At 71.4% G+C, this 24,617-nt stretch carries 22 protein-coding genes; 10 read left to right on the top strand and 12 right to left on the bottom strand.

Annotation, left to right across the window (positions count from 1 at the left end):
• Positions 1–16 precede the first annotated feature (16 nt).
• Together ACY3FI_RS03355 and ACY3FI_RS03360 are read right to left on the bottom strand one after the other, a co-directional pair.
• Positions 17–895 carry a DUF808 family protein gene (locus tag ACY3FI_RS03355; protein ID WP_462549333.1) on the bottom strand — a complete coding sequence of 293 codons (879 nt, stop codon included), beginning with the start codon at positions 893–895 and terminating at the stop codon, positions 17–19.
• A gap of 30 nt (positions 896–925) precedes the next feature.
• Complete coding sequence (locus tag ACY3FI_RS03360; RefSeq protein WP_462549334.1) at positions 926–1,897, bottom strand: helix-turn-helix transcriptional regulator; 972 nt, start codon at positions 1,895–1,897, stop codon at positions 926–928.
• A 91-nt stretch (positions 1,898–1,988) separates the two neighbouring features.
• On the opposite strand from ACY3FI_RS03360, the gene ACY3FI_RS03365 reads away from it, so the two are divergent.
• Positions 1,989–2,255, top strand: a complete 267-nt coding sequence (locus ACY3FI_RS03365; RefSeq protein WP_462549335.1) for a hypothetical protein — start codon at positions 1,989–1,991, stop codon at positions 2,253–2,255.
• Positions 2,256–2,327: 72 nt separating this feature from the next.
• Here ACY3FI_RS03365 and ACY3FI_RS03370 read toward each other — a convergent pair whose 3' ends face one another.
• From ACY3FI_RS03370 to ACY3FI_RS03380, 3 genes are all read right to left on the bottom strand, one after another.
• Positions 2,328–2,747, bottom strand: coding sequence for a VOC family protein (locus ACY3FI_RS03370; RefSeq protein WP_462549336.1), 420 nt, complete (start codon positions 2,745–2,747; stop codon positions 2,328–2,330).
• A 38-nt stretch (positions 2,748–2,785) separates the two neighbouring features.
• Positions 2,786–3,364, bottom strand: a complete 579-nt coding sequence (locus ACY3FI_RS03375) for a TetR family transcriptional regulator (protein WP_462549337.1) — start codon at positions 3,362–3,364, stop codon at positions 2,786–2,788.
• Between the two features lie 236 nt (positions 3,365–3,600).
• Positions 3,601–4,206 (bottom strand): acyl-CoA-like ligand-binding transcription factor, encoded by a 606-nt coding sequence (locus ACY3FI_RS03380; protein ID WP_462549338.1) that lies wholly within the window; start codon positions 4,204–4,206, stop codon positions 3,601–3,603.
• A gap of 125 nt (positions 4,207–4,331) precedes the next feature.
• Here ACY3FI_RS03380 and ACY3FI_RS03385 point away from each other — a divergent pair, with 125 nt between their 5' ends.
• Positions 4,332–5,279 carry an aldo/keto reductase gene (locus ACY3FI_RS03385; RefSeq protein ID WP_462549339.1) on the top strand — a complete coding sequence of 316 codons (948 nt, stop codon included), beginning with the start codon at positions 4,332–4,334 and terminating at the stop codon, positions 5,277–5,279.
• Between the two features lie 120 nt (positions 5,280–5,399).
• Here the strand turns inward: ACY3FI_RS03385 and ACY3FI_RS03390 are convergent, their stop codons facing one another.
• Together ACY3FI_RS03390 and ACY3FI_RS03395 are read right to left on the bottom strand one after the other, a co-directional pair.
• Positions 5,400–5,990, bottom strand: coding sequence for a TetR/AcrR family transcriptional regulator (locus ACY3FI_RS03390; RefSeq protein WP_462549340.1), 591 nt, complete (start codon positions 5,988–5,990; stop codon positions 5,400–5,402).
• 76 nt (positions 5,991–6,066) lie between these two features.
• The gene (locus ACY3FI_RS03395) at positions 6,067–8,148 is read right to left on the bottom strand and encodes an MDR family MFS transporter (protein ID WP_462549341.1); all 2,082 of its coding nucleotides are present in this window, start codon (positions 8,146–8,148) and stop codon (positions 6,067–6,069) included.
• Positions 8,149–8,245: 97 nt separating this feature from the next.
• Between ACY3FI_RS03395 and ACY3FI_RS03400 the strand changes: the two genes are divergently transcribed.
• From ACY3FI_RS03400 to ACY3FI_RS03410, 3 genes are all read left to right on the top strand, one after another.
• A complete protein-coding gene (locus tag ACY3FI_RS03400; protein ID WP_462549342.1) occupies positions 8,246–8,722 on the top strand; it encodes a MarR family winged helix-turn-helix transcriptional regulator in 477 nt (158 codons plus the stop codon).
• Positions 8,723–8,835: 113 nt separating this feature from the next.
• Positions 8,836–10,662: a DEAD/DEAH box helicase gene (locus ACY3FI_RS03405; RefSeq protein WP_462549343.1), complete on the top strand. Its 1,827-nt coding sequence runs from the start codon at positions 8,836–8,838 to the stop codon at positions 10,660–10,662.
• Positions 10,663–10,967: 305 nt separating this feature from the next.
• Complete coding sequence (locus tag ACY3FI_RS03410) at positions 10,968–12,299, top strand: fibronectin type III domain-containing protein (RefSeq protein WP_462549344.1); 1,332 nt, start codon at positions 10,968–10,970, stop codon at positions 12,297–12,299.
• Between the two features lie 58 nt (positions 12,300–12,357).
• Here ACY3FI_RS03410 and ACY3FI_RS03415 read toward each other — a convergent pair whose 3' ends face one another.
• Positions 12,358–13,287: an NAD-dependent epimerase/dehydratase family protein gene (locus ACY3FI_RS03415; RefSeq protein ID WP_462549345.1), complete on the bottom strand. Its 930-nt coding sequence runs from the start codon at positions 13,285–13,287 to the stop codon at positions 12,358–12,360.
• Between the two features lie 137 nt (positions 13,288–13,424).
• Here ACY3FI_RS03415 and ACY3FI_RS03420 point away from each other — a divergent pair, with 137 nt between their 5' ends.
• From ACY3FI_RS03420 to opgC, 4 genes are all read left to right on the top strand, one after another.
• Complete coding sequence (locus ACY3FI_RS03420; protein WP_462549346.1) at positions 13,425–14,246, top strand: TetR/AcrR family transcriptional regulator; 822 nt, start codon at positions 13,425–13,427, stop codon at positions 14,244–14,246.
• Between the two features lie 151 nt (positions 14,247–14,397).
• On the top strand, positions 14,398–16,425 hold the full coding sequence (locus ACY3FI_RS03425) for a glycosyltransferase (RefSeq protein WP_462549347.1): 2,028 nt from the start codon (positions 14,398–14,400) through the stop codon (positions 16,423–16,425).
• The gene (locus ACY3FI_RS03430; RefSeq protein WP_462549348.1) at positions 16,422–16,832 is read left to right on the top strand and encodes an ATP-binding protein; all 411 of its coding nucleotides are present in this window, start codon (positions 16,422–16,424) and stop codon (positions 16,830–16,832) included. Before ACY3FI_RS03425 ends, ACY3FI_RS03430 begins: the two co-directional genes overlap by 4 nt.
• Positions 16,820–19,378 carry an OpgC domain-containing protein gene (gene opgC / locus ACY3FI_RS03435; RefSeq protein ID WP_462549349.1) on the top strand — a complete coding sequence of 853 codons (2,559 nt, stop codon included), beginning with the start codon at positions 16,820–16,822 and terminating at the stop codon, positions 19,376–19,378. Before ACY3FI_RS03430 ends, opgC begins: the two co-directional genes overlap by 13 nt.
• Before the next feature lie 82 nt (positions 19,379–19,460).
• On the opposite strand, the gene ACY3FI_RS03440 is transcribed toward opgC, so the two are convergent.
• Both ACY3FI_RS03440 and ACY3FI_RS03445 read right to left on the bottom strand, forming a co-directional pair.
• The gene (locus ACY3FI_RS03440) at positions 19,461–21,053 is read right to left on the bottom strand and encodes a long-chain-fatty-acid--CoA ligase (RefSeq protein WP_462549350.1); all 1,593 of its coding nucleotides are present in this window, start codon (positions 21,051–21,053) and stop codon (positions 19,461–19,463) included.
• Between the two features lie 164 nt (positions 21,054–21,217).
• Positions 21,218–22,096 (bottom strand): hypothetical protein, encoded by an 879-nt coding sequence (locus ACY3FI_RS03445; RefSeq protein ID WP_462549351.1) that lies wholly within the window; start codon positions 22,094–22,096, stop codon positions 21,218–21,220.
• Between the two features lie 350 nt (positions 22,097–22,446).
• On the opposite strand from ACY3FI_RS03445, the gene ACY3FI_RS03450 reads away from it, so the two are divergent.
• On the top strand, positions 22,447–22,908 hold the full coding sequence (locus ACY3FI_RS03450; protein WP_462549352.1) for a hypothetical protein: 462 nt from the start codon (positions 22,447–22,449) through the stop codon (positions 22,906–22,908).
• 207 nt (positions 22,909–23,115) lie between these two features.
• On the opposite strand, the gene ACY3FI_RS03455 is transcribed toward ACY3FI_RS03450, so the two are convergent.
• On the bottom strand, positions 23,116–23,520 hold the full coding sequence (locus tag ACY3FI_RS03455; protein ID WP_462549353.1) for a hypothetical protein: 405 nt from the start codon (positions 23,518–23,520) through the stop codon (positions 23,116–23,118).
• 304 nt (positions 23,521–23,824) lie between these two features.
• Positions 23,825–24,400, bottom strand: a complete 576-nt coding sequence (locus ACY3FI_RS03460) for a VanZ family protein (RefSeq protein ID WP_462549354.1) — start codon at positions 24,398–24,400, stop codon at positions 23,825–23,827.
• Between the last annotated feature and the right edge of the window lie 217 nt (positions 24,401–24,617).

Here is a 24,617-nt window from a genome sequence, read left to right on the forward strand (position 1 = left end):
CGACGGCGGTGCCGGTTCAGTGCGCGGCGCGAGGCCGCAGGCGGCCGACCGCCGTCACGACGGCGACGACGACCAGACCGAGCACGAGGCCGGCCACGGCCGACAGGGCGGTGTCGACGATCCAGGTCACGACCGGGCCGGCCGCCTCGACCGCGTGCTCCACGGCGTGCAGGACGTCGAGCGGGCCGTGCCAGAGCGTCTCCGCGAGGTTGACGACGACGAGGTGCCCGCCGACCCAGAGCATCGCGACCGTGCCGACGACGCTGATCACGCGGAACACCGCGGGCATGCCCCGGACGATGCGAGCACCGATACGACGGGTGCGCCGGACGGGGTGCTTCATCAGGCGGAGGCCGATGTCGTCGAGCTTCACGAGCAGGGCCACCGCGCCGTAGACGACGACGGTCATCACGATGCCGATGACGACCAGCGCCGCCAGGGTCGCCCACGTGCCGAGGTCCGGGTCGAGTCCCGCGAGCGCGATGAGCATGATCTCGGTGCTGAGGATGAGGTCCGTGCGGATCGCGCCGAACACCAGCTTGCGCTCGTCGCCCGTCGACTCCTCGGCCGCGGCGTGGTGCAGGCCGAACCACTCGGTGACCTTCTCAGCACCCTCGAAGCACAGGTACGTGCCGCCGAGCAGCAGGAGCCACGGCAGCACCCACGGCGCGAACGCGGACAGCAGCAGGGCGACGGGGACGATGACGACGAGCTTGTTGACGAGGCTGCCGAGTGCGATCCGGCCGACGACCGGCAGTTCACGGGCGGGCGTGAGGCCCTGCACGTACTGCGGTGTGACCGCGGCGTCGTCGATCACGACACCGGCCGTCTTGGCGCTGGCCTTCAGGGCTGCGGAGAGCACGTCGTCGACGATGGCGAGCAGACCGACGGACATGCGCTCACCATAGCGGTCCTGCGAGGCTGCTCAGGCAGCGAGCCGGATGCGACGCGCCTCGCGGAGGGTCTCCGATGGGGTCTCCCCGAACACCTCGGCGTAGTAGCCGGAGAAGCGTCCGAGGTGGTGGAAGCACCACGACCGGGCCACCTCGGCCACCGTGGTCGTCGCGGGGTCGCCCGCGAGCAGGTCCGCGCGGACGCCGGCGAGTCGCGCTTCGCGGAGGAACTGCATCGGGCGGACCCCGACGTGTCGCTGGAACGCCGCCTGGAGCCCGCGTGCGCTCACGCCGGTCGCGGCACTGACGTCGGCGATGGTGAGCGGACGTCGCGCGTTCGCGACCATCCACTCGCGCGCGAACCGCACCGTCGCGCTGCCGACCGACCCGGCCGGTGCCAGCGAGGGGGTCTCGTCGAACGCGGCGACCACGGCGTCCGCGACCTCCCGGTTCCACCGTGAGCGGTCGTCCGGCGAGGACGCGGCGCTGAACAGGTGTGGTGCCGCCGCCGCGATCCGCGCGCGGAGCCCGGCGAGGGCCTCGTCGTCGAGGTCCGACCGGAGCACGAGTCGCCGTGGCGCGTCCCCGCGACGGGCGGCGGCGACGCCCTCGAGGAAGGTGCCGGAGAACCGCACGGAGTGCTGTCCGGACGGCAGCCCGTCGAAGCCGAAGTCGCGGCCGACCGGGTAGACCACGGGCACGCCGGGGTGCATCTGGACGGGCGTGCGTGAACCGGTGTCGATCGTCATCCCCGGGGACGTGGCCCATGCGAGCACGTACTCCTCGCCCGGCCGGACGGTGCCCCAGCGCCGTGCCGCGACCTGCGAGGTGCCCACCGTCACGTCGGCGTCCCCGACGCTCCGGAGCCGGTAGGCGAAGCCGGACTCGGCCGGGGCACCGACGTTGATGTCGCGGCTGTCGTAGGCCCGCTCGTACAGGGCGACGGCGTCGTCGACCAGCGAACCGCGGTGGTCCGTGCTGACGGGGGCGGCGGAGACGGGCATCCAGTCGAGTCTGGCCTCGTCGGGCTGCGGGCGGACCCCCAGTGCGCGGGGCGGCTGAACGTCCACACCGGGCGGTCCGTAGGGTGGCGGCATGGCTGACTTCACCGCTGCACAGGCCGCCGTCGTCCGCATCGAGCGTGCCGAGGAGGGGCGCTGGGACCTGTCGGTGATCAGCGACTCCGGCGTCGCGATGGGGCACGGCGTGTACCTCTTCGACGCCGCGCACGACGACGCCGAGGACGAGCAGGCCGCGGCGCTCGACTTCGTGCGCGCGTTCGGCTTCCGGTTCGAGGCGGACGCGGTCGTGTCCGACGGCCCGGACGCGATCTGGGCGCCCCTGCTGCCGATCGACGCGTAGCGCGCAGCGGACCGACGCGTCGCTCGCGCAGCGGATCGGGGCGTCGCTCGGGCGGGCCCTGGCGGCGCGCGGTCAGTCCTCGGTCAGGGCCGACCCCTCGAAGCCGATCAGCCACGTGACGCCGAAGGTGTCCCGCACGGTGCCGTCCCAGTCGCCCCACGGGCGTTCCTGCAGCGTGTCGACGACGGTGCCGTCGGCGGCGAGGTCGTCCCACCACCGGCGGAGCACGTCGGGTTCCGCGGCACCGAGCAACGAGAACAGCACGCCCGTCGCGGCGAACGCGGTGTCGTCCGCACCCGCGTCGGCGGCGAAGAGCTCCAGGTCGCCGTGCAGCTGGCCGTGCGCCACCGCGTCGGCCGGTCCGTCGTCGCGGGAGAAGTCGGCGTAGGTGGCGATCCGGACCTCGCCCCCGAAGACCCCCTGCCAGCGGGTGAGTGCCGCACGCGCGGTCCCGGGGAGCAGGAAGTACGGCGACGGTCCGTGCACGTTCATGGCCGTACCGTACGCCGACGCCGGGCTTCCGGACCGGTTCAGACGAGGAGCGCGAGCGCCCGGTCGACGACCTCGTCCGGCCTGCCCTCGTCGGTCGCCGCCCACCAGGAGAGCGCCGTGCTCGCGGCCGCCACGAGGGTCCGCGCCCGCACGGTGGTCTCCAGCGATGGGACCCCGCCGCCGTCGCGCTCGGTGACGAACCGCACCACGATCTCGGTCAGCGCGGCGGCCGCCGACTCGCCGCCGCGGCCGAGCGACGGGGTCGCCCGGATCACACGGATCCGGCGACGGGTCACCTCGAGTTCGTCGTCGGGGAAGCGCGTGGCGAGCCGGTAGGCCGCCCGGACGGCGACGGCCGCGGGCTCCTCGGCGGGCCGGACGTGCAGCGCGCGCGTGAACCGGGTCGCGAACGCGTCGAGGCCGCCCCAGACGAGTGCCGCCTTGCTCGGGAAGAGCCGGAAGAGGGAGCGGCGGCTCACCCCGGCGGCCTCGGCGACCTCGTCGAGGGAGACGGCGTCGAAACCGCGCTCGTCGAAGAGCCGCAGGGCGACGAGCGACACCGCGTCCGGGTCGATCGGGCCTCGGTGACCGGTGGACCGGGGGTCGGTGGTGCGCATGGATCCCTTCCGTCGCTGCTCCCGCAGGGGGACCATCCTGGCGACGGAGCCATGCGCCGGGACGACGCGACGCGCGCGGTCCGCGCACTCCGTACAGCCGCGTGGACCCGTCACCGGACCGGTCCGCGATGGCGGCTCTCGACCGGCACCGACTCCGGACGGGAGGCGCGGTGGGGGGCGGGCGCCGTGCCTCCCGTCCGGCGGACGGTCGGGTCCGCTGCCCGGGTGGCTCGGGCTCAGGAGGAGGTGCGGACCGCGGCGAAGGCGCGTCGCAGGAGGGCGACGAGGTCGCCGTCGGCGGGCTCCTCCGCCCACCGCCCGATCGCGACGTCGAAGCAGCCGAGCGCGGCCTGCACGAGCGCGTCGGCGCGGAGCTCGGCGTCCTCCGGGTCCTCGTCGGCCAGGCGCGCGGTGACCAGGGGGACGAGCGCCTCCGCCCAGGCGAGGTGCTTCTCGAGGTTGCGCGCACGGAGCGACACCGTCGAGCGCATCACCCGGACCGAGCGACGTCCGGCCTCGGTCGGTCCGGCGTCGCTCGTCAGCATCTCGACGAACGCCTCGCGGAGGGAGTCCCACGGCTGCTCGTCCGTCGGTCGCCCGGCGAACGCGTCCGCGAGGGCACCACGGTGTCGCGTCGGATCGCCGATGACGGCGTCCTCCTTCGCGGGGAAGTACCGGTGGAAGCTGCGGGCGGAGATGCCGGCGTCGGCCGCCACCTGCTCCACGGTCACGGCGTCGAAGCCGTCCTGGTCGAACCGGGCGACGGCGATCGCGGCGATGCGGTCGCGGACGGCGGCGCGAGTGACGTCACGAAGGCTGCCGTTCATGCCACCCGGTTCCATGTCGCCATCGTACCGGCCCGGCAGGGTACGCCGGATGTGGCAGAGACTGACAGAAAGGGCGTACTCTGCCACCACGGTCGTGACGAACTGGTCGTGGCGAACCGGTCGCATCGAGAGGAACACGCATGCAGCAACGCAGCATCGGGCAGCAGGGCCTGACCGTCGGAGCCGTCGGGTACGGCGCGATGGGCACGGTCTTCGCCTACGGACCCGCGGACGCCGACGAGTCGGTGACCGCGATCCGCCGGGCGCACGACCTCGGCGTCACGCACTTCGACACCGCCGAGATGTACGGGTGGGGAGCGGGGGAGCGGCTCCTCGGCAGAGCGCTCGCACCGATCCGTGACGAGGTCACGATCGCGACGAAGTTCGGCTTCACCGCTGACGCCTGGCGCCCCGACTCCCGGCCGGAGCACGTCCGGCAGGTTGTCGAGCAGAGCCTCCGGAACCTCCGGGTCGACTCGATCGACCTGCTCTACCAGCACGTGGACGACCCCGAGGTGCCGATCGAGGACGTCGTCGGTGTGATGCAGGAGTTCGTCGAGGCGGGCAAGGTCCGGTACCTCGGCCTGTCCAACACCGACGCCGACCAAATCCGTCGGGCCAACGCGGTGCACCCGATCTCGGCGTTCCAGACCGAGTACTCGGTGTTCGCGCGGGAGTCCGAGGAGCTGTTCCCGGTCGTGGACGAGCTCGGGATCGGTCTGGTGGCGTACTCGCCCCTTGCACGCGGGTTCCTCGGCGGGACCCCGCGCCCGCGGGCTGCCTACCCGGAGGACGACATCCGGCACCTGCTCGAGTGGTGGGCACCGGAGCACTTCGACGCGAACGTCGCCGTCACCGCGTCGTTGCGTGCGGTGGCGGAACGGAACGGAGCCACGCTCTCGCAGCTGGCACTGGCGTGGATCCTCGCGCAACGTGCCGACATCGTCCCGATCCCGGGTTCGACCAACCCGGACCGCGTCACGGAGAACGTCGGGGCGGCGGACGTGGTGCTCTCGCCGGCGGACCTCGCGGTCATCGACGCGGCGTCACGGCGGGTGCAGGGGAAGCGCATCGAGAGCCGCGTCTGAGGGGACGTTCCAGCTGGCCTCGGGCGGTGGGCACCCCGTCCCGGTACGGCCATGGTCGCTGTCGTCCGACGGTGACCAGGTCGTTCCGGGACGGCCGAGGCGGGACGACCCGTGACCCGCTCAGGCGGTGGCCAGCACGCCCATCTCACGCACGACGTCCCGCAGCCGCGCCGCGAGCTCCTCCGTGCCGCCGACGGTCTCGCGGTGCGCGACCTCGCTGAGCGCCGTCATCACGAGCGCGACCGCCGTGCGCGCGGTCTGCTCGTCGGCCCGGGCGCCGACGACGCGCATCAGGGACTGCCGGGACTCCGCCATCCACTGCATCACCATCGGGGTCATCTCCGGTCGGAGCACGAGCAGCTCCTTCATCCGACGTCGGTCCTGCGACAGCGGCACGGTCGAGGCGACGAGCCCGCAGAGGTCGTCGACGAGACGCCCGCCGGCCTCGGCGAACCACAGCGCCGCGGCCTCCGGGACCTCGACGGTGTCCAGCCCGAGCGCCGCGTGGGCCTTCGAGCCGAAGTAGTTGAAGAAGGTCCGCGGCGAGACGTCGGCGTCGGCGCAGATCTGCTCGACCGTCACGCCGTCCAGGCCGTGCGCCGAGACGAGGGTCAATGCCGCGTCGTGCAGTGCGCGCCGGGTCTGCTGCTTCTTCCGTTCGCGCAGCGTGCACGGCTCCGTTGCCGTCCCTGCTGCCGTGGTGGTGGTCACGTTCGCTCCTCGTGGGGCCTGCTGGTGGGGTGGGGCGTCCGCCCGGAACGGGGGCACGGGCGGACGCCCCGGTCGGTCACCGACGCTGCGTCGGCGTGGAGCCGGTCATCGGTCCGGTGAACGAGCCGGCCTCGGCGGCGGCCAGTCCGGCGGACGCCTCGAGCTCGGCTTCGGGGGAGACGTCGTCATCGTCCCGTGCCCCGGCCTCGTCGGCACGCTCCTGCAGTGCCGAACGGGCACGCAGCGGCGGCACCTTGAAGAACCAGGTGAGGACGAAGGCGAGCAGGATCACGCCGAGCCCGACCCAGTAGATCGTCACGGACGAGGCGTTGAAGCCCGCCATGAACGGCCGGGTGAGGCGGCTGTCGGCGCCGGTCAGGAACGAGGTGTCGTTCGTGCTCGTCGCGCTGTCGCCGGACTCGCCGCCCGCGTCGATCTTCTTCGCGATCGCCGGGGTGAGCTCGCCCACCCAGTACGAGCGCTGGCCCGCGTCGGACCAGTCGACCGTCAGCTTGCCGTCCTGCACACTGGCGTGCGCCTGGTCGGCCGCGGCGGCGAGGGCCTGGTCGCGCACGGCCGCCGGAGCGCCCGTGGTCGCCTGGTCGACCTTCGCGGTGACCCCGTCGAGGGACGCCTGGACCTGCTGTTCGACCGGGGTGACGATCGGCGTCCAGATCTGGTCCATGACGCCGCGGTTCTCGCGCGCGGTGGCCACCGTCGGGTTCGTCGCCGCGTCGAGGGCGTCGCGGAGGTCGGCCCGGTTGGCGGTCGCGTGCAGGATGTTCGACGGCATCACCGAGAACAGGATCGAGAGCAGCACGGCGGTGCCGAGCGTGCCACCGATCTGGCGGAAGAACGTGGCCGACGAGGTGGCCACACCCATGTCCCGCGCCTCGACCGAACCCTGGGAGGCCAGGGTCAGCGACTGCATGACCGAGCCGAGCCCGAGGCCGATCAGGAACATGCCGATCATCAGGAACCAGAGCGGCTTGTCGATCGTCATGAACGTCAGGACCACGTAGCCGGCCGACACGAGGAACGTGCCGATGACCGGGAAGATCCGGTAGCGGCCGACGCGGGCGACGATCTGACCCGAGGTGATCGACGCGATCATCAGGCCGCCGACGAGCGGCAGCGTGGCGAAGCCGGACTCGGTCGGGGTCAGGCCGACGACGATCTGCAGGTAGAGCGGGATGGTCAGCATCGCGCCGAACATCGCGAACCCGACGAGGAAGCCGATGACCGTGGCCATCGAGAACGTGCCGGAGCGGAAGAGCTTGAGCGGGATGATCGCCGCGTCGCCCATCTTCGACTCGACCAGGAGCAGCGCGACGAGACCGAGTGCGCCGATCACGTAGCTGGCGATCGCGGCGGGGGAGCCCCAGCCCCAGGTGCGACCCTGCTCGGCGACGAGGAGCAGCGGGACGAGCGTCACGATGACCGAGGTCGCGCCCCACCAGTCGACCTTCGGCTTGTCGCCCGAGCCGTGCACCTTCGGCAGGTGCAGGAAGACGATCACCATGATCAGCGCCGCGATGCCGATCGGCACGTTGATCAGGAGGACCCAGCGCCAGCCGGTGATCCACAGGATCTCGCTCGACCCGGCGAGCAGGCCGCCGATCAGGGGGCCGATCACCGAGGAGATGCCGAACACGGCCAGGAAGTACCCCTGGTACTTCGCACGCTCACGGGGCGCGAGGATGTCGCCCATGATCGCGAGCGGCAGCGACATCAGCGCACCCGCGCCGATGCCCTGCACGGCGCGGAAGCCGGCGAGCATGAGCATCGAGGTCGACAACGACGAGAGCACCGCGCCGAGGATGAACACGACGATGCCGAAGATGTAGAGCGGACGGCGTCCGAAGATGTCGGAGAGCTTGCCGTAGATCGGCGTCGCGATCGTCGAGGTGATGAGGTAGGCCGTCGTCACCCACGCCTGCTGGTCGAGGCCGTGCAGGTCGTCGCCGATGGTGCGGATCGCCGTGCCGAACACCGTCTGGCCGAGGGACGACAGGAACATGCCCGCCATGAGGCCGTAGATCACCAGGAGGATCTGGCGGTGCGTCATGAGGGGCTGCTGGCCGGGCGCTCCGGAGGCCGCGGGGGCCTCGGCAGCGTGCCGACCGTGCTGCACCGAGACGGGTGCGGTGGCGGTCATCGAACTCCTTGCTTCGTGCTGTGAAACTTTGCAGACCGCGCAACGATACATCCATTGCTTCCGGCAAGCAACTAAATCTGCTCGCTACGCTGGCGTGGTGACCGAGGAACGCGCCGACGCCGAACGACGCCTCCGCGCCCAGCTCGACCGGCTCTGGGTGCGCCAGACCCTCCGCTCGTCGTTGATCGAGTCGCGCGGCGGCCTCGACCCGACCGCGCGTGTGATCCTCCGGGCCGTCGACCACGTCGGCGCGGTCCGGTCGATGGCCATCGCGGACGCGACCGGCCTCTCGCGTCCGGTGGTCAGTCGCCGGGTGGCATCGCTCGTTGAGTCCGGCTACCTCGGCACCGGACCGGACCCGGCGGACGGACGCGCCAGCCTGGTGTCGGTCGCCCCGGCGGGCAGGGCGTTGCTCGACACCCTCGACGCCGCCGGTGCCGAGGTCGTCGACGACCTCACGAGCGCGTTCGCCACGGCCGACCTCGACACGCTCGCCGGGCTGCTCGCCCGGTTGAACGACCGGGCCGACGCCGTCCTCGGGATCGGGACCGCCGGTCGCGACCAGGCCCCCTGACGGCCTGGAGGAACGGTGCGGGCCCGCCCCGCGCCTCCCGTCCGCCGCATCGCGGCGTCCACAGGATGGTCGATCCGTCAGCGCGCGCGCCGCATCCGAGATACCGTTTCTGCATGAGCACGGACACCGCCACCACCACCGAGACCACCGACGAGGGGCCCGTGGTGACCTTCGCCGATCTCGGCCTGAGCGACCCGGTGCTCAAGGCCGTCAAGGACATCGGCTACGAGACCCCTTCCGCCATCCAGGAAGCCACCATCCCGACGCTGCTCGAGGGCCGTGACGTCGTCGGCCTCGCGCAGACCGGAACCGGCAAGACCGCGGCGTTCGCGCTGCCGATCCTGTCCCGCATGGAGTCGGGCAGCAAGGTGCCGCAGGCCCTCGTGCTGTCGCCGACCCGCGAGCTCGCACTCCAGGTGTGCGAGGCGTTCGAGCAGTTCGCATCCCACATGAAGCACGTGCACGTGCTCCCCGTCTACGGCGGCCAGGCGTACGGCGTGCAGCTGTCCGCGCTCCGTCGTGGCGTGGACGTCGTCGTCGGCACGCCCGGTCGCATCATGGACCACATCGCCAAGGGCACGCTCGACCTGTCCGAGCTGAAGTACCTCGTGCTCGACGAGGCCGACGAGATGCTCAAGATGGGCTTCGCCGAGGACGTCGAGACGATCCTCGCCGAGACCCCGGACGACAAGCAGGTCGCGCTGTTCTCGGCGACGATGCCCGCGCAGATCCGCCGCATCTCGCAGCAGTACCTCACCGACCCGGCCGAGATCACGGTCAAGACCAAGACGAAGACCGCGGCGAACATCACGCAGCGCTACCTGATGGTGTCGTACCCGCAGAAGGTCGACGCGCTCACCCGCATCCTCGAGGTCGAGGACTTCGAGGGCATGATCATCTTCGTCCGCACGAAGAGCGAGACCGAGACCCTGGCCGAGAAGCTCCGTGCCCGCGGGTACGCCGCCGCTGCCATCAGCGGTGACGTCGCCCAGGCGCAGCGCGAGCGCACGGTCAACCAGCTCAAGTCCGGCAAGCTCGACATCCTCGTCGCCACCGACGTCGCCGCCCGCGGCCTCGACGTCGACCGCATCACGCACGTCGTCAACTACGACATCCCCGTCGACATCGAGTCCTACGTGCACCGCATCGGCCGCACCGGCCGCGCCGGCCGCAAGGGCGACTCGATCAGCTTCGTCACGCCGCGCGAGCGCCGCCTGCTCTCGGCGATCGAGCGCCACACCAAGCAGCCGCTCACCCAGATGCAGCTGCCCACGATCGACGACGTCAACGAGACGCGCCTCACCCGCTTCGACGACGCCATCACCGCGGCGCTCGAGCAGCAGGACCGCATCGCCGCCTTCCGCGACGTCATCGCCCACTACGTCCGCAACCACGACGTCCCCGCCGAGGACGTCTCCGCGGCCCTCGCCGTGGTCGCGCAGGGCGACGACCCGCTGCTGCTCGACCCGAAGTCGGACGCCCTCCGCAACCAGGTCGACCGCGACGGCCGCCGTGACGACCGCCGCGACCGCGACGACGACCGCGGTGGTCGCGAGGACCGCGGGCCCCGTCGGTCGCAGCCGATGACCGCCTACCGGATCGAGGTCGGCCGGCGTCACCGGGTCGAGCCGCGCCAGATCGTCGGCGCGCTCGCGAACGAGGGCGGGCTGCGCCGCGACGACTTCGGCGCGATCCAGATCCGGCCGGACTTCTCGATCGTCGAGCTGCCCGAGAGCATGGACCCGGGCGTGCTCGACCGGCTGTCGGACACCCGGATCAGCGGGAAGCTCATCGAGATCAAGCCGGACCGCCGTGGTGGTGCCCGGAAGTACGACCGCGACGACCGTGGTGCGCGCGGCCCGCGTCGTGACCGTGACGACCGCGACGACCGCGGCGGCTACGACCGCGACGACCGGGGACCGCGCAAGCCCCGGCACTGACGCGCGTCCGGCGCCCGGCGCTTCGCGGTACTCCGCGCTCCCGGGTGTCGCTGGTGACTTCGGGCGTACCTGGTCGTTCCTCTCGACCAGGTACGCCCGTTTCCGTTCTCCATCGCCGGCGCCATGGGAAAACTCGGGCGACGCGCGCTCGGGCGCACCCGCACGGGCCCGTTGCGGAGTCGCGCCAAGTGCACCGCCCGCCCCGCACGATCTCTGACGGACCCTCGGCGGCAAGCCCCCCGCGGTGGTGGGATACCCGGAGCCGTGGCGCGATGGGAAGCCACGGAGACGACAGGGGATCGATCGTGTACAGAGCAGTACTCACCGCCGCGGCTGCCGTGGCGCTGGTGATCGGGGGAGTGACGCCGGCGATGGCGGCTCCGTCGTCGAGGCTCCCGGGAGCACCGACGTCCGTCCAGGTCAGTGGAGCCGGGGACGGTGCCACGCTGACGTGGAGTCCACCGCGCACCGGCGCAGCCCCGACCGGCTGGCGCGTCACGCTCCGGCCGAGCACGAACCAGGCCGGCGGCGGCGTCGAGCAGCTGCCCGCGACCGCACGCTCGGACCGCTTCGGCTCGATCCGCGCCGGTGTGACCTACTCGTTCTCGCTCCGTGCCACGTCGGCGCGGGGCACCGGCCCCGAGGTGCGCGTGCGTTACACCGCTCCGCGGACGGCCGTCGCGCAGTCGCTCTTCGCGATCGACTCCTCCGGTGCGCTGCTGCGCTACCCGACGACCGGGACGGGCGCACCCCGCACGGTCCTCGCGTCCGGCGCCGCGGGCTACACCGCCGACGACATCGGTGACGTCTTCGTCCCGTCGGCCGACCGGACCTCGATCCTGCTCGTCCCGGCGAGCGGCGGAGCTCCCCGCGTGCTCGCGACCGGGCTGCACCTGTCGGAGGACCTGCGTTCCGACGTCGAGGGCAACCTGTACTGGGTCGACTCGGTGTCCGGCGCGATCATGAAGCTGCCGGTGAAGGGCGCTGCCAAGGCGCTCCTGCCGTCGGCCGGCACGTTCTGGGCGGTCGGCCGCGACGGGACGGTGTCGGCGTGGGCATCGACCCAGACGACCGGGGGGACGGTCACGTCGGTGTCCCCGCGGGGCGTCGTGACCACGCGCACGGTGGTCCCGGCGGCCGGTACGGGCACGTCGATCGGGTACGCCGTGGGGCTGCTCGCGGACGGCCACGGCAACCTCTACCTCGGCGTCCGGTCGCCCGGTGGCAGCTTCTACAACAGCTGGTACGCCCTGCGCGCCGGTTCCTCGACCGCGACCAGCGTCGCCGTGCCCACGCGCTACCAGTACAGCGCCGTGAACCAGGACGCGCTCGTGCTCGGGCAGTCCGCCGGCTGGTGCCCGGCGATCTCCGAGTCCTCGCCGGTCAACCCCTGCGTCGCCGACCACACGGTCGCGCACCTCGTCACCGTCGACGGAGCCGGGACGGTCAGCACCGGGCCGGCGACCAGCGGCCTGCAGGTCCCGTCGAACGGGCTCTACCTCGGCGTGGCCGACTCCGCGGGCGACCTGTTCGTGGACGCGCCGGAGCGCACGCCCGGCCTGTGGCGGGTCCCCGCCACCGGCGGGGCGGCGCAGCAGCTCTCGACCGGCCAGTCCACCCGGCTGCTCGTGATCTGAGCGCGACCCGTCCACACACGGGAGGCGCGGTGCCGGCTGGCACCGCGCCTCCCGTGCGTCACGCCGCCAGTCCGCCCACCGTGCGGCGGCAGACCTCGTCCCACGGCGTCGGCTCGATGCCGAAGTGGGCGCGCGCTGCGGAGTCGTCGAGCAGGTAGGGGCGGGTGAACTGGTAGGTGAGGTCGGCGACCTCGCGCATGAACGGCAGGACGACGCCGATGCCGCGGACGAGTCCGGCTGGCAGGCCGTGCACGGTGACCGGGGGTCGGCCCGCGGCGGCGAGCGTGTCGGTGAGCGCCTGCGCCTGGGTGCGGGGCGGGTTGGAGGGGACGAGCCAGGTGCGGCCGTGCGCGGTGGGGTCGTCGGCTGCGGCGACCAGCGTGCGGGCGACGTCGAGCACGTCGGTGAAGGTGTGCAGGACGTCGGTGCGTCCCATCATCGTGACGGACTTCCCCTGCAGTGCGCGAGGGAGGACCCGGGTGACGTGGCCGTTCGCGCCGGTGCCGGGTCCGACGTAGTCTGCGCCGCGGACCTCGACGGCGCGGAGACGCCCGGCCTCGTGGGCGGCCAGGGCCTCGGCCCACATCCGTGCCCGGAGGACGCCCTTGTGGTCGGTGGCAGCGTCCGGCAGGTCCTCGCGCATCACACCGTCGACGGGACCGTACGGGTAGAGGTTGCCGGTGATGGCGTAGACCGCTCCGGTGCGCTCGGCGGTGGTGAGCAGGGCGGTCGCGAGGGGTGGCCAGACGCGCTCCCACTGTGTGTAGTCACCCGGGTTCGCGCAGTTGTGCAGGGCTGCCGCGCCCTCGGTCAGGCGGGTCAGCGCATCGGCGTCGGAGGCATCGAGCGCTGCGTGTTCGACGCCGGGGATGCCGGTGTCGCGGCCGGATCGGGAGACGACGGTCGCCCGGTCACCGCGTTCGGCCAGGACGGTGGCGACGTGTCGGCCGACGGGGCCGGCGCCGACGACGACGTGGTGCTCGGACATGGTTCCTCCTGGGAGTCGGGCTGCGATGGGCGTTCCGAGAGCGGTGCTCTCGCGAACAGTGTGCACGACGATCCAAAGAATTGCAAGAGCGGTGCTCTCGTTTGTGTGCGCTGCTCTCGCGTGACATGGTTGGGGGCATGGCAGACGAGCGAGGAGCGACCGCACGGACCGCACGGACCGCCCCGGGCGCCCCGGGCGCCCCGGCCGCCCCGACCGCCCGGGCACTCGCGCGCGAGGCGGTGCACGCGGCGATCCTCTCGGCGGCCCGGGCCCGGCTGACCCAGGAGGGACCGAGCCAGCTCGCGCTCCGGGCCGTGGCGCGCGACGTGGGCATGGTCTCGTCGGCCGTCTACCGGTACTTCCCGAGTCGCGACGACCTGCTCACGGCGTTGCTCGTCCTCGACTACGACGAGCTCGGGGCCGCGGTCGAGGCTGCTGACCGGGCCCTCCCACGCGACCGCCACCGAGCGCGCTGGACGGCGGCCTGCCGGGCGATCCGCACATGGGCGGTCGACCACCCCGGTGACTTCGCGCTGCTCTACGGCTCGCCCGTGCCCGGCTACGTCGCACCGCAGGACACGATCGAGCCGGCGTCCCGCACCACACACGTCCTGCTCGGCATCGTCACCGAGACCTGGAACGCCGGGTGCGCGACCGGCACCGTGGCGGACGCGGTCGCGGCGGGAAGCTCGTCGCACGGGGAGCACGACCCGGCGCGCGCTGCACACCCCGCCCGTGCCGCGGTGGCGGACGCGATCGCGTACGTCGAGGCCCGTGGCTTCGCGCAGGACCCCCCGGTCGAGGTCGTGATGCGGACGCTGATGGCCTGGACCACGGTGTTCGGGGTCCTCTCGTTCGAGCTCTTCGGGCACGCGGTCGGCTCGGTGTCCGACCCCGCGGCGTACTTCGACGAGGTGGTGTCCCGGCTCGCCGACGACCTCGGGCTCCCCGCGGCGTGAGTCGGCCGGGTCGGTCGCCCGACGCACGGTGGACCGCCACGTGACGCGGCACCGGGGTGGCAGGCTGACAGGCGGGCTCCTCCTCCGGTAGACAGTCCTGTACGCGGCGCACTCACCAGCGCCGTACCGGCCGCAGCAGGGAAGGGCGCCGATGACCGCGATCGACGTGAGCCGTCAGGACCGCCGACGGCTGACCACGGGGACGCCCAGACGACGGCTCGTGACCGTCCGCACCGTCGCACTGCTCGCCTCGCTCGCCGGGCTGAACTACATCGTCTGGCGCTGGGCGGCGTCGGTGAACTGGCACTCGTGGTGGATCGCCGTGCCGCTGATCCTCGCCGAGACGTACAGCGTGATCGACTCGCTGCTGTTCGCCTTCGGGGCGTGGCGGCTGCGCGAGCGCGGAGAACCCCCGACGAAGCCCGCCGGGGACGTCACGGTGGACGTCTTCATCACCACCTACAACGAGCCGGTCGAACTCGTCGTCCGCACGGCCCGTGCCGCGAAGGCGATCACACACCCGCACTCGACCTGGATCCTCGACGACGGCAACCGGCCCGAGATGCGCGCGGCCGCCGAGTCCCTCGGCATCGGGGTCATCACCCGCGGTGCCGACTGGGTCGACCGTCCCCGGCACGCCAAGGCCGGCAACCTCAACAACGCGCTGCTCGCCACACAGGGCGAGTTCCTCCTCATCCTCGACGCCGACCAGGTCCCGGAGCCGTCGATCCTCGACCGCACGCTCGGGTACTTCAAGGACCCGCGGATGGCGCTCGTGCAGACCCCGCAGTGGTTCGAGAACGTGCCGGAGGCGGACCTGCTCGGCAGCCAGGCACCGCTCTTCTACGGCCCGATCCAGCAGTCGAAGGACGGCTGGAACGCCGCGTTCTTCTGCGGCTCGAACGCGATCCTCCGCCGCGAGGCGCTCATGCAGCTCGGTGTGACCCGCTACGTGCGCGAGGTCGAGGCGTCCGTGCAGCGCACCCTCCGCACCTCGCGCAAGCTCCTCGCCCGGGCCCGCGAGACCGAGACCGACCCGCGCGTGCTCACCGCGCTCGACGAGGCCGAGGCGGTCGTCGACCAGGCCCGTGACCAGGTGCAGCAGGGCGAACCGCTCGGCGACGTCACCTACGACTTCCAGCGCGGCATCGACGCCATCGCCTTCCGCTTCGCCGCGTCCGACCTCGAGTCGGTGCGCCGCGACCTGCAGGAACTCGCCGCGATGTCGACCGAGGCCGACACCTTCGCCGGGCTCGACGACGCCGCACTCGACGTGCTGGGGCAGCGCGACGCCTCACCGGTCGCCGCGATCGAGGCCATCGCCGTCCTCGCCCGCGCGCTCGACGTCAACCGCGACGACGAGGCACAGCCGATCATGCCGCTGGCGACGATCTCGGTGACCGAGGACATGGCGACCGCGATGCGCCTGCACGGACTCGGGTGGCGGTCCGCGTACCACGACGAGATCCTCGCGAAGGGCCTGGCGCCGGAGGACCTGCCGACCATGCTCGTGCAGCGGCTCCGCTGGGCACAGGGCACCATGCAGGTCTTCTTCCGCGAGAACCCGCTCGTGCAGAAGGGCCTCTCGTGGGGACAGCGGCTCATGTACTTCTCGACGATGTGGAGCTACCTCTCCGGCTTCGCGGCGATCGTCTACATCGCCGCCCCGGTGCTCTGTCTGTCGTTCGGGGTCGTGCCCGTGCAGGCGTACAGCGTGGACTTCTTCGCCCGGCTCATCCCGTTCCTCGTGCTCAACCAGGCGCTGTTCTGGGTGGTCGCCGCCGGACGCCCGACCTGGCGCGGGCAGCAGTACTCGCTTGCGCTCTTCCCGGTCTGGATCGAGTCGGTGACGAGCGCGTTCGAGAACGTGTTCCGGGGCAAGCCGCTCGGGTTCCGCGTCACCCCGAAGGTCCGCGACGAGTCCGAGCAGAAGCCGCGGTGGGACCTCGTGAAGCCGCAGCTCATCGCGATGGGCGCGCTCGTGGCCGCCCTCGTGATGATCGGCATCCGCTACCTGACCGGGCAGGCGTCCGGCATCGCCCCGCTCGTGAACACCGCCTGGGTCGTCTTCGACCTGTTCATCTTCAGCATCGTCGTCCGCGCCGTGCTGTACCGCGGGCCGGAGGCCGGCACGGTGCAGTCCGAACACGTGTCGAGCACGGCAGGAGGACCACTGTGAGTGCACGGGTCGTGTTCGAGGTCCCGGCGACGATCGAGTCGGTCGACGAGGTGCAGGACCGCTTCGGTGCGTGGTGGGACACGCTCGGCATCGACGACGTCCGACCGCGGTTCGCGCTCGAGACGGCGCTGGCGGAGATCGCCGCGAACATCGTCGAGCACACGAAGCGGACGGACCGCGCGGCAGGGAGGCGGTACACGGTGGAGCTCGAGGCGGACGAGAGCGAACTGGTCGCCGTGCTGACCGACAACGGCCAGCCGGCCGACGTCGACCTGGCCGCGGTGACGATGGCCGACGTCGACGAGGAGAGCGGGCGGGGGCTGGCGCTGGCGATCGCCGCGCTCGACCGGCTCGAGCACCGGCACGAGGGCGGGCACAACGTCTGGACGCTGGCGTGCGCTCGCTGAGGCGACGGGCGGCCAAGGGGGTCGCCCTGCTCGTCGTGGCCGCCACCCTGGCGCTCGGCGGCGCGCTGCCCGCGGCCGCCGCGATGGACGCAGCGACCCCGGCCACGACGGCGACCCCGACCCCGACGAAGGCGGCGACGTCGGACACGACCGCGCCCGCCGACGGGAAGGCGTGGTTCGGCCCCGACCTCGACTGGGGCGACGACGCCCCGGACGGGTACGCGGGCCGGCTCGACGCCACCCCGTCGATGTACGGCGTCGAGATCTCCTACCCGTTCGACCGCGGTGCCCGCAAGGAGTTCCAGCGCGCCACCCGGGCCGCCGCCGCCCAGGGCGCGGTGCTCGTCGTCAGCCTCGAACCCGACCGCTCGCTCGGCTCGCTCACCCGCGCCGACGCCCGCGCCGCGAACCGGCTCTTCGAGCAGGCGCACGCGCAGTACGACACGCAGCTGCTCGTCCGCTTCGCCCCGCAGATGAACGGCACGTGGGTCCGCTGGGGGCAGCAGCCGACGCAGTACGTCCGGGCCTTCCGGGCGCTGGCCGGCGCCGTGCACGGCGGCGACTCCGCCGCGCGCATGGTCTGGTCGCCGTCCTACGGTGCTGGCTACCCCTTCGGGGAGTCGGCGGGGCGCCTGCAGGACCTCTCCGCCGCCGACGTCCAGAAGCTCGACACCGACGGGGACGGTCGGCTCACCGCGGCCGACGACCCCTACGCGCCCTACTGGCCCGGTTCGACGGCGGTCGACTGGGTCGGCATGTCGATGTTCTCGTTCGGCAAGGGCAAGGCCACCGAGGCCGCCGGTCGCGACGTCCCGCTCACCCGGAACGACGTGCCCGAGCGCGGCGAGGTGGCCGCCCGGTTCGACGAGCGCTGGGGCTACGAGACCGCGCAGTCACGGACGTTCTACGACCGGTTCGCCGTGGCTGGCGATCGCCCGATGCTGCTCGACACCGGCGCGCTGTACGACCACACGCTCCGCGGGGCCGACGAACTGTCCGTCAAGCAGGGCTGGTGGCGCCAGGTGATCGCCGAGGTGCAGGAGCATCCGCTCGTCCGCGGCGTGACGTTCCTCGAGACCAACCGTCGTGAGCCGGAGGCGGGGAACCGGGTCGCCGACTGGCGCGACACCGCCGTGCCGGGGATCGCCGGGTCGTTCCGCACCGACCTCGAGCGGAGCGACCACTTCGTGTTCGGGCCCGTGACCGAGCGGGTCACACCGCAACAGGGTGCGGCGGCGATCAGCCAGGAGTACGAGACCGGCGGCGACCAGATGGCGTGGATCGTCTGGTGCGCAGCGGGCCTCGCGGCGGCGTTCCTGCTCAGCGGACTCGTCGGCCGACTCCTGCCGAGCTGGCGCTACCCGGACGACGGCAAGCCCGGACGTGACCTACGCCTGGACCTGTTCCGCGGCTTCATCATCCTCGCCGTGGTCATCACGCACATCGAGATCGGCGGCCCGTACTCGTTCATCACGCTGCACGCCACGGGAGCGATCACCGGTGCGGAGATGTTCGTGTTCCTGTCCGGCATGGTCCTCGGCATGACCTACCCGTTCGCGATCAAGAAGTTCGGCGAGTGGGCGGCTGCGGTCGGGGCATGGAAGCGTGCCCGGAAGCAGTACCTGGTGACGCTCGGGGTGATCCTCGTGGTCTTCGCGATGAGCTTCGTGCCGTTCCTGAACACGGACGCCATCACCACGTTCACCGACCGGGGGACCGGCACCGGCGGGGTCGGCGCCGAGGGGCTGGTGTACGACCTGTACCCGAACGCCATGCAGCTGCTGGCCTACCCGCCGCCCTGGTACGCGATCCGGCAGTTCCTGCTGCTCGAGATGGGCCCGTGGCCGTTCAACATCATGGGGCTGTTCGTGGTGCTGAGCCTGTTCATCCCGGCGTTCATGTGGGTGATCAAGCGCGGCTTCTGGTGGGCGCTGCTCGCCGTGAGCTGGGCGCTGTACGCCTACCAGGTGCTGAACCCGGACTTCCGGCCGCTGAACTCGCAGTTCGAGTCGGTGTTCCCGCTGCTGACCTGGCAGGTGGTCTTCACGCACGGCCTCGTGCTCGGGTACTACCGCCGGCAGATCATCGGCGCGCTGACCGGACGGCTGGGCAAGGTCCTGGTCGGCATCGGCGTCGCCGGGTACGCGCTGTTCCTGGTGTACGTCTGGGCGGCGCACCAGTACGGGTTCGCGCCCACGCCGTTCCCCGCGACGATGTACGAGGACCTCTACAACACCGCGTACCAGCGCGTCGACCTGCAGTGGGGCCGACTGGTCGACATCGCGTTCTTCGCGATCGTGTCGTACGCGATCCTCACCGTGTTCTGGAAGCCGATCGCGTCGGTGATCGGCTGGCTGTGGATCCCGATCGGGCAGGCGAGCCTCTACGTGTTCGTCTGGCAGGTGTTCTTCGCGCTGGCGATCGCGTCGATCCCGGGGGTCGACTGGTACAACGGCTGGATCGGCTTCGCCGCCCACACCGTGCTGATCCTGCTCGTCTGGTACATGATCCGGAAGCGCTTCCTCTTCTCGGTCATCCCGCGCTGACCCCGGTCAGCGGGTCCGGCCCGGGACCCGCACCGGAGCAGACGGGAGGCGCGGTGCCAGCTGGCACCGCGCCTCCCGTCCGTCACCGGGTCGCGTCCACCCCGTCGGTCGGCTCCGGCGCGTACTGCGCGCTCAGCGCGCGCCGCAGCACCTTGCCGCTCGGTCCCAGCGGCAGCGACTCCACCACGTGGTACACCCGCGGGTACTTGTACGCCGCGACCCGGTCGCGCACGAACGCGTCGAGCGCCTCGGTGCTCGACGCGCCCTTGCGAAGGACGACCGCCGCGTGCACCTCCTGCCCCTGCACGGGGTGCTCGACGCCGAACACCGCGGCGGACGCCACGTCCTCGTGCCGGTGCAGCACGGCCTCCAGCTCCGACGGGTACACGTTGTACCCGTTGCGGAGGATGAGGTCCTTCTTCCGGTCGACGATCGTGACGTACCCGTCGTCGGACAGCAGACCGATGTCGCCCGTGCGGAGGTACCCGTCGACCATCGCGGCCTCGGTGGCGGCGTCGTCGTCGAGGTAGCCGCGGAAGAGGTTGTGGCCGCGCACGACGATCTCGCCCGTCTCGCCGACCGGCAGCGGGACGATCCGGTCCTCGACCTCGGCGTCCGCGATCACCACGTCGACGCCCCAGATCGACGGGCCGACGCTGCCCGCCCGACTCGGCACACCACGGGGGTTCACCGAGATCACGGGCGAGGTCTCGGTCATGCCGTAGCCCTCCTGGATCGGCGCGCGGAACGTGGTCTCGAAGCGCTCGAGCACGGCCGCGGGGAGGGCGGCACCGCCGGAGACCGCCCAGCGGAACGGGGGCCGCTCGGGGTGCGTCCGCGAGGCCTCGGTCAGCGCGATGAACATCGTCGGGACCCCGAGGAAGGCCGTGACCCGCTGGTCGACACACAGTTCCAGGGCGGTCGCCGGGTCGAAGCGGGGGAGCAGCACGATCGTGGCGCCGCGGCGGAGCGTGGTGTTCATCACGACCGTCTGGCCGAAGGTGTGGAAGAGCGGCAGCCCCCCGAACACGACGTCGTCCTCGCGCAGGTCGAACAGGTCGATGATGCACACGTTCGCCTGCTCGACGAGGGCGAAGTGCGTGCCCACCGCGCCCTTCGGCAGCCCGGTCGTGCCGCTCGTGAACAGCACGGTCGCGGGGTCGAGCGGGTTCGTGCCGACGACGACGTCGAGTGGTTCGCCCTCGGCCGCGAGGTCCGCGAGCGTGGTGTCCGGGGCCGGTGCACCCTCGGGGAGGGACCCGACGCCGACGACGACCGTGCCGGTGTCCGCCGCGGCGGGGCCGGCCTCGGGGAGCACGGTGCCGGAGACGATCAGCACGTCCGCGCCGGAGGTCCGCAGCACGTGCGTGATCTCCTCGCGCTTGAAGAGCAGGTGGATCGGGACCACGACGGCCCCGAGGGCGAGCACCGCGAAGTACGACACGATGAACTGCGGCACGTTCGGCAGCATCACGGCCACCCGGTCGCCTCGCTCGACGCCGCGTGCACGGAGCCCGCCGGCGGTGGCGCGCACCTGCTCCCAGAGGTCGCCGTAGCTGAGCTCGTGCAGGCCGTCCGGCAGCGCGGTGACGACGGCGGTCTTGTTGCGGTGACGTCGGGCGCCCTCGGCGACGATGGTCGCGACGTTCAGGGTCCCCGGTCCGAGTCCGTTCATGCCTCCGACGCTACCCACGCGGCCCGGGCGGGGCGCGTGGGTCGGGTGCGCGTGTCCGCGCGCGTTCTCACTCACCACGACCTCACGCGCTCAGCGACACCTCACGGCCGGCTGGGGCCGTGAGGTGTCGCTGAGCCTGTGAAGTGATGCGGAGCGCAGGTGCGTCAGCGCGCCGTGGTGCCGAGCGGCTGCGGGTCCACCGGGTCCGGCGGCACCGGCAGGGAGCCGCGGACCTGGTTCTGCGCCTGGCAGTCGCTCGTGCAGTTCGTCGCACCCTGCGAGAGCTCGACCGCGTCCTCGCCGAGCACGCCGCCCATGCGGCCGCCGGGCTGCACGGTCCAGGTGGTCGTCGTCGCGGTCTGCGAGGTCTTCGTCGCGACCTGGGGGCTGTCCTTGCCGAGCAGCATCTGGTGCGCGTCGCTGCCCGAGGCCACGGCGGGCGTGCCGTCGCCGAAGTTGATCTTCCCGGTGTACGGGTTCGTGAAGTAGAACAGCCCGGCGCCGAGGGTGTGCGTGAAGGTCACGGGCGCGGCGAACTCGGTCTCCATCTGGAAGACCCCGCCCTGCGCGCCGTCCTTCGCCTGCACCTTGAGCTTGCCCGCACCGGTGGCGAAGATCGCGACGAGGGTGTCGTCGCGGACCTCGAGCGAGGACAGCGTCGTCGACGCGAGCTGCGCGGCCGTGAGCGAGGGCACCTTCGACGCGAACACGACGGTCGGCTTCGTCACCATCCGCTGGGTGTCCGGGGCGCCGGTGAGCGTGTAGTCGTACACACCGAGGTCGGCGAGCCGGATGTCGAACCCGTTGTGCTTGCCGCGGACCGCGATCGTGCCCGAGACGGCGACGTCCCGGAGCTTGTAGTCCTTGCCGACGGCGGGGTTCGTGGTGACGCCGTTCACCGTCACGGCGTAGTCGCCGCCGGTGCTCGTCTTGCCGGACGCGTTCGCGGGGGAGACCCCGACGAGGGCGGCCGCGGCGACCGCGCCGAGGGCGATCGCGGCGGCGATGCCGGTGGTGCGGCGTCGCGTGCGCTGGGTGGTCATGGGATGCCTCCTGGGCTGGTCCGACGCGCCGACGGTGGTCGCGTCCCTCGGGACGATCGTCGTCGGGACGCGGCGGCGGCACCATCGGACCTTGGTACTAGTACCCGCTCACCGGCTTCCGGTCAGTACGCGTGGTGCTCGTGCTCGGGTGCCAGCGGAGGACGTCGACGAGGCGGGACAGGCCTGGAGTGCGTGACAGTAGGACGAAGACCGCGGAGCCGACGACCCCGCCGACGACGTTCCAGTCGAAGTCGTTGATGTCCGCGATGTGACCGCCGCCGGCCTACGCCACACTGAACGGTGAACGCATCGAGATCACGTCGGTCAACTACCAGCGAGTGAAGTGACGCATGATCATCCAAGAGACCAACAGTCACGTCAGCAGCGTCCTCAAGGACACGTTCCGGCCGATGCCGGAGCAGGTGCAGCAGATGCTCGGTCTGCTCGATGACGACGAGCACTTCGCCTGGCGGATCTGGTGGTGCCCAGACGACGCCGACTGGATGTTCAACCCGGAGAAGGTCGAGACCGAGTTCGACGGCTCCTACCTCCAAGCCGGCGGCACCGCGGAGAAGATGAGCGTCGAACTCCGCCGCTGCGAAGACGACGGCGAGTACCGGTTCTACGTCATCGGCCGTCCCCATGACCTCGCCGACCCGCTCACCGAGGTCATCGACGTGCAAGACGCTCACGAGCCGCGGCACCCGGCCGAGCTGTTCACCGCAGACCAGGCTGCGCCGGTCTTCACCCACTACGTCGAGCACCAGACCGTCCCCGACGGGTACACCCTCCGTCTCATCGACGACATGTGAGGAGGCGACCCGCCCATCAGCGTGCGCTCTTGGCGGCTCGGTCGAGGGTCAGCGTCCGTCGCGGATCGGCTACCGCGACCCCAGCACGTTTGCGCTCACCGCGTCCATAGGGGCAACTTACCGCTTGTGGTCGTCGCAGTAGACGATCGGCGAGCGCGACGTTGGTCAGCCACCCGATGCACGCCGCCGGCGGCCTGACCGGAAAGCTCAGTTCGGCTGTGCTGCAAAGTGGACGACGGTCGCAGCGAGTGCAAACAAGGCGACGATAGTCAGGATCGCTCCAGCTCCAAGCATCCATGCACGACGACGGGCGCGCCGGCGACGTTCAGCCGCAAACGCCCAGAGCACTGTGCTGACAACGGCCGCGATCGGGAAGCCGATGTAGGCCACTGAACCGGCGGTGTAGTTGCATCCTCCGTCACCGCAGGCGTCGAAGGCGAACATCGAGAGCAGGACGCCGAACCACCCGAGAACGAGCAGCGGCAGACTCAGTCCGAACAACGTCAGGGTGACTGCTCGATCCTTCCAGCCTGCAGCAGCCCGGATCGAGTGCGTGTGGCGGTCAGGAGCCCCGAGCGGGAAGAGCTCGTCATCGTCCTTGTCCTGCCTCATAGCTACAAGTGTGCCGTGGAGCAACGCCACGCTGCGGCCACGTCCGATCACAGGGCCAGGCAGCCCCGACAACGGTTGACCCGGCGAGCGTTGGCCGTGAATGCCCGGCAGGGTCTTGCTGGTTACCCTGCACCTCCCACCAACGCCGACCCATTGGCCCGCCTTCGCCGCTCTCCATACGAATGCCGACCCTGTTCGCCGGTGCTCGCATCGACCCGTCTCGATAGCCGATGGTCTGCCGAAATACAGGAGCGCCCGCGGAGTCTCATGCTCCGCGGGCGCTCCCGGTCGACTCTTGCCTGGTTCAGACGGTGCGCGTGGTCCTCGTGGCCGGGTGCCAGCGGAACAGCTCGACGAGGCGTGACAGGCCCGGAGTGTGCGACAGGACGACGAAGATCGCGTAGCCAACGGCCCCGCCGACGGTGTTCCAGAGGAAGTCGTTGACGTCTGCGACGTGGCCGCCACCGAACAGCCCGTCGGTGACGATCTGGAGGAGTTCGATCGCGAGGCTGACCGCGGCGGCGGTGAGGATCACCTTTCCCCAGGACGGGCGGCGCATCAGCAGCGGGATCAGGATGCCCAGCGGGGCGAACACGATCACGTTGGTGATCGCGTCCATGACCTCGTAGTCGTAGAACGGGATCAGTGCCAGCTTCGGCGTCCAGGGCTGTAGCTGCGGGGGCCGGTTGAGGTAGATCGGGAGGACCGTGTTCGCGAAGATGCCGGCAACGTAGACCGCGAGTGCGGCCGCGACAGCTCCGCGGGGCCAGGTGAAGCGCCGGCTTGGGAGCAGGACGAGCAGTTGGATGAGGAGGGCGATGGTGCCGACTACGAGGGCAACGGGCAGGGCGGGGATCTCGCCGAACGGGTTGTCAGACATTTGAGCGAGCCTAACCTGTCTATCCGCTCAGCGCGTCCCTCTACAGGTTGATGTGGGAGCGGGTCGCTTCGAACCCAATACAGGCAGGGTGCAGTCCCGCCGGACCGGAGCGCGGGCGGACGTCCGTTAGACGATGCGCTATCGAGACGTCGCTCGTCCTCTCCATCCGAGTGTCAGAAGCGACCGATCCGCGCCTTGGTCGCCGGGCAGCAGTCGT

The sequence above is a fragment of the Curtobacterium sp. RM9 genome, from assembly GCF_054956955.1.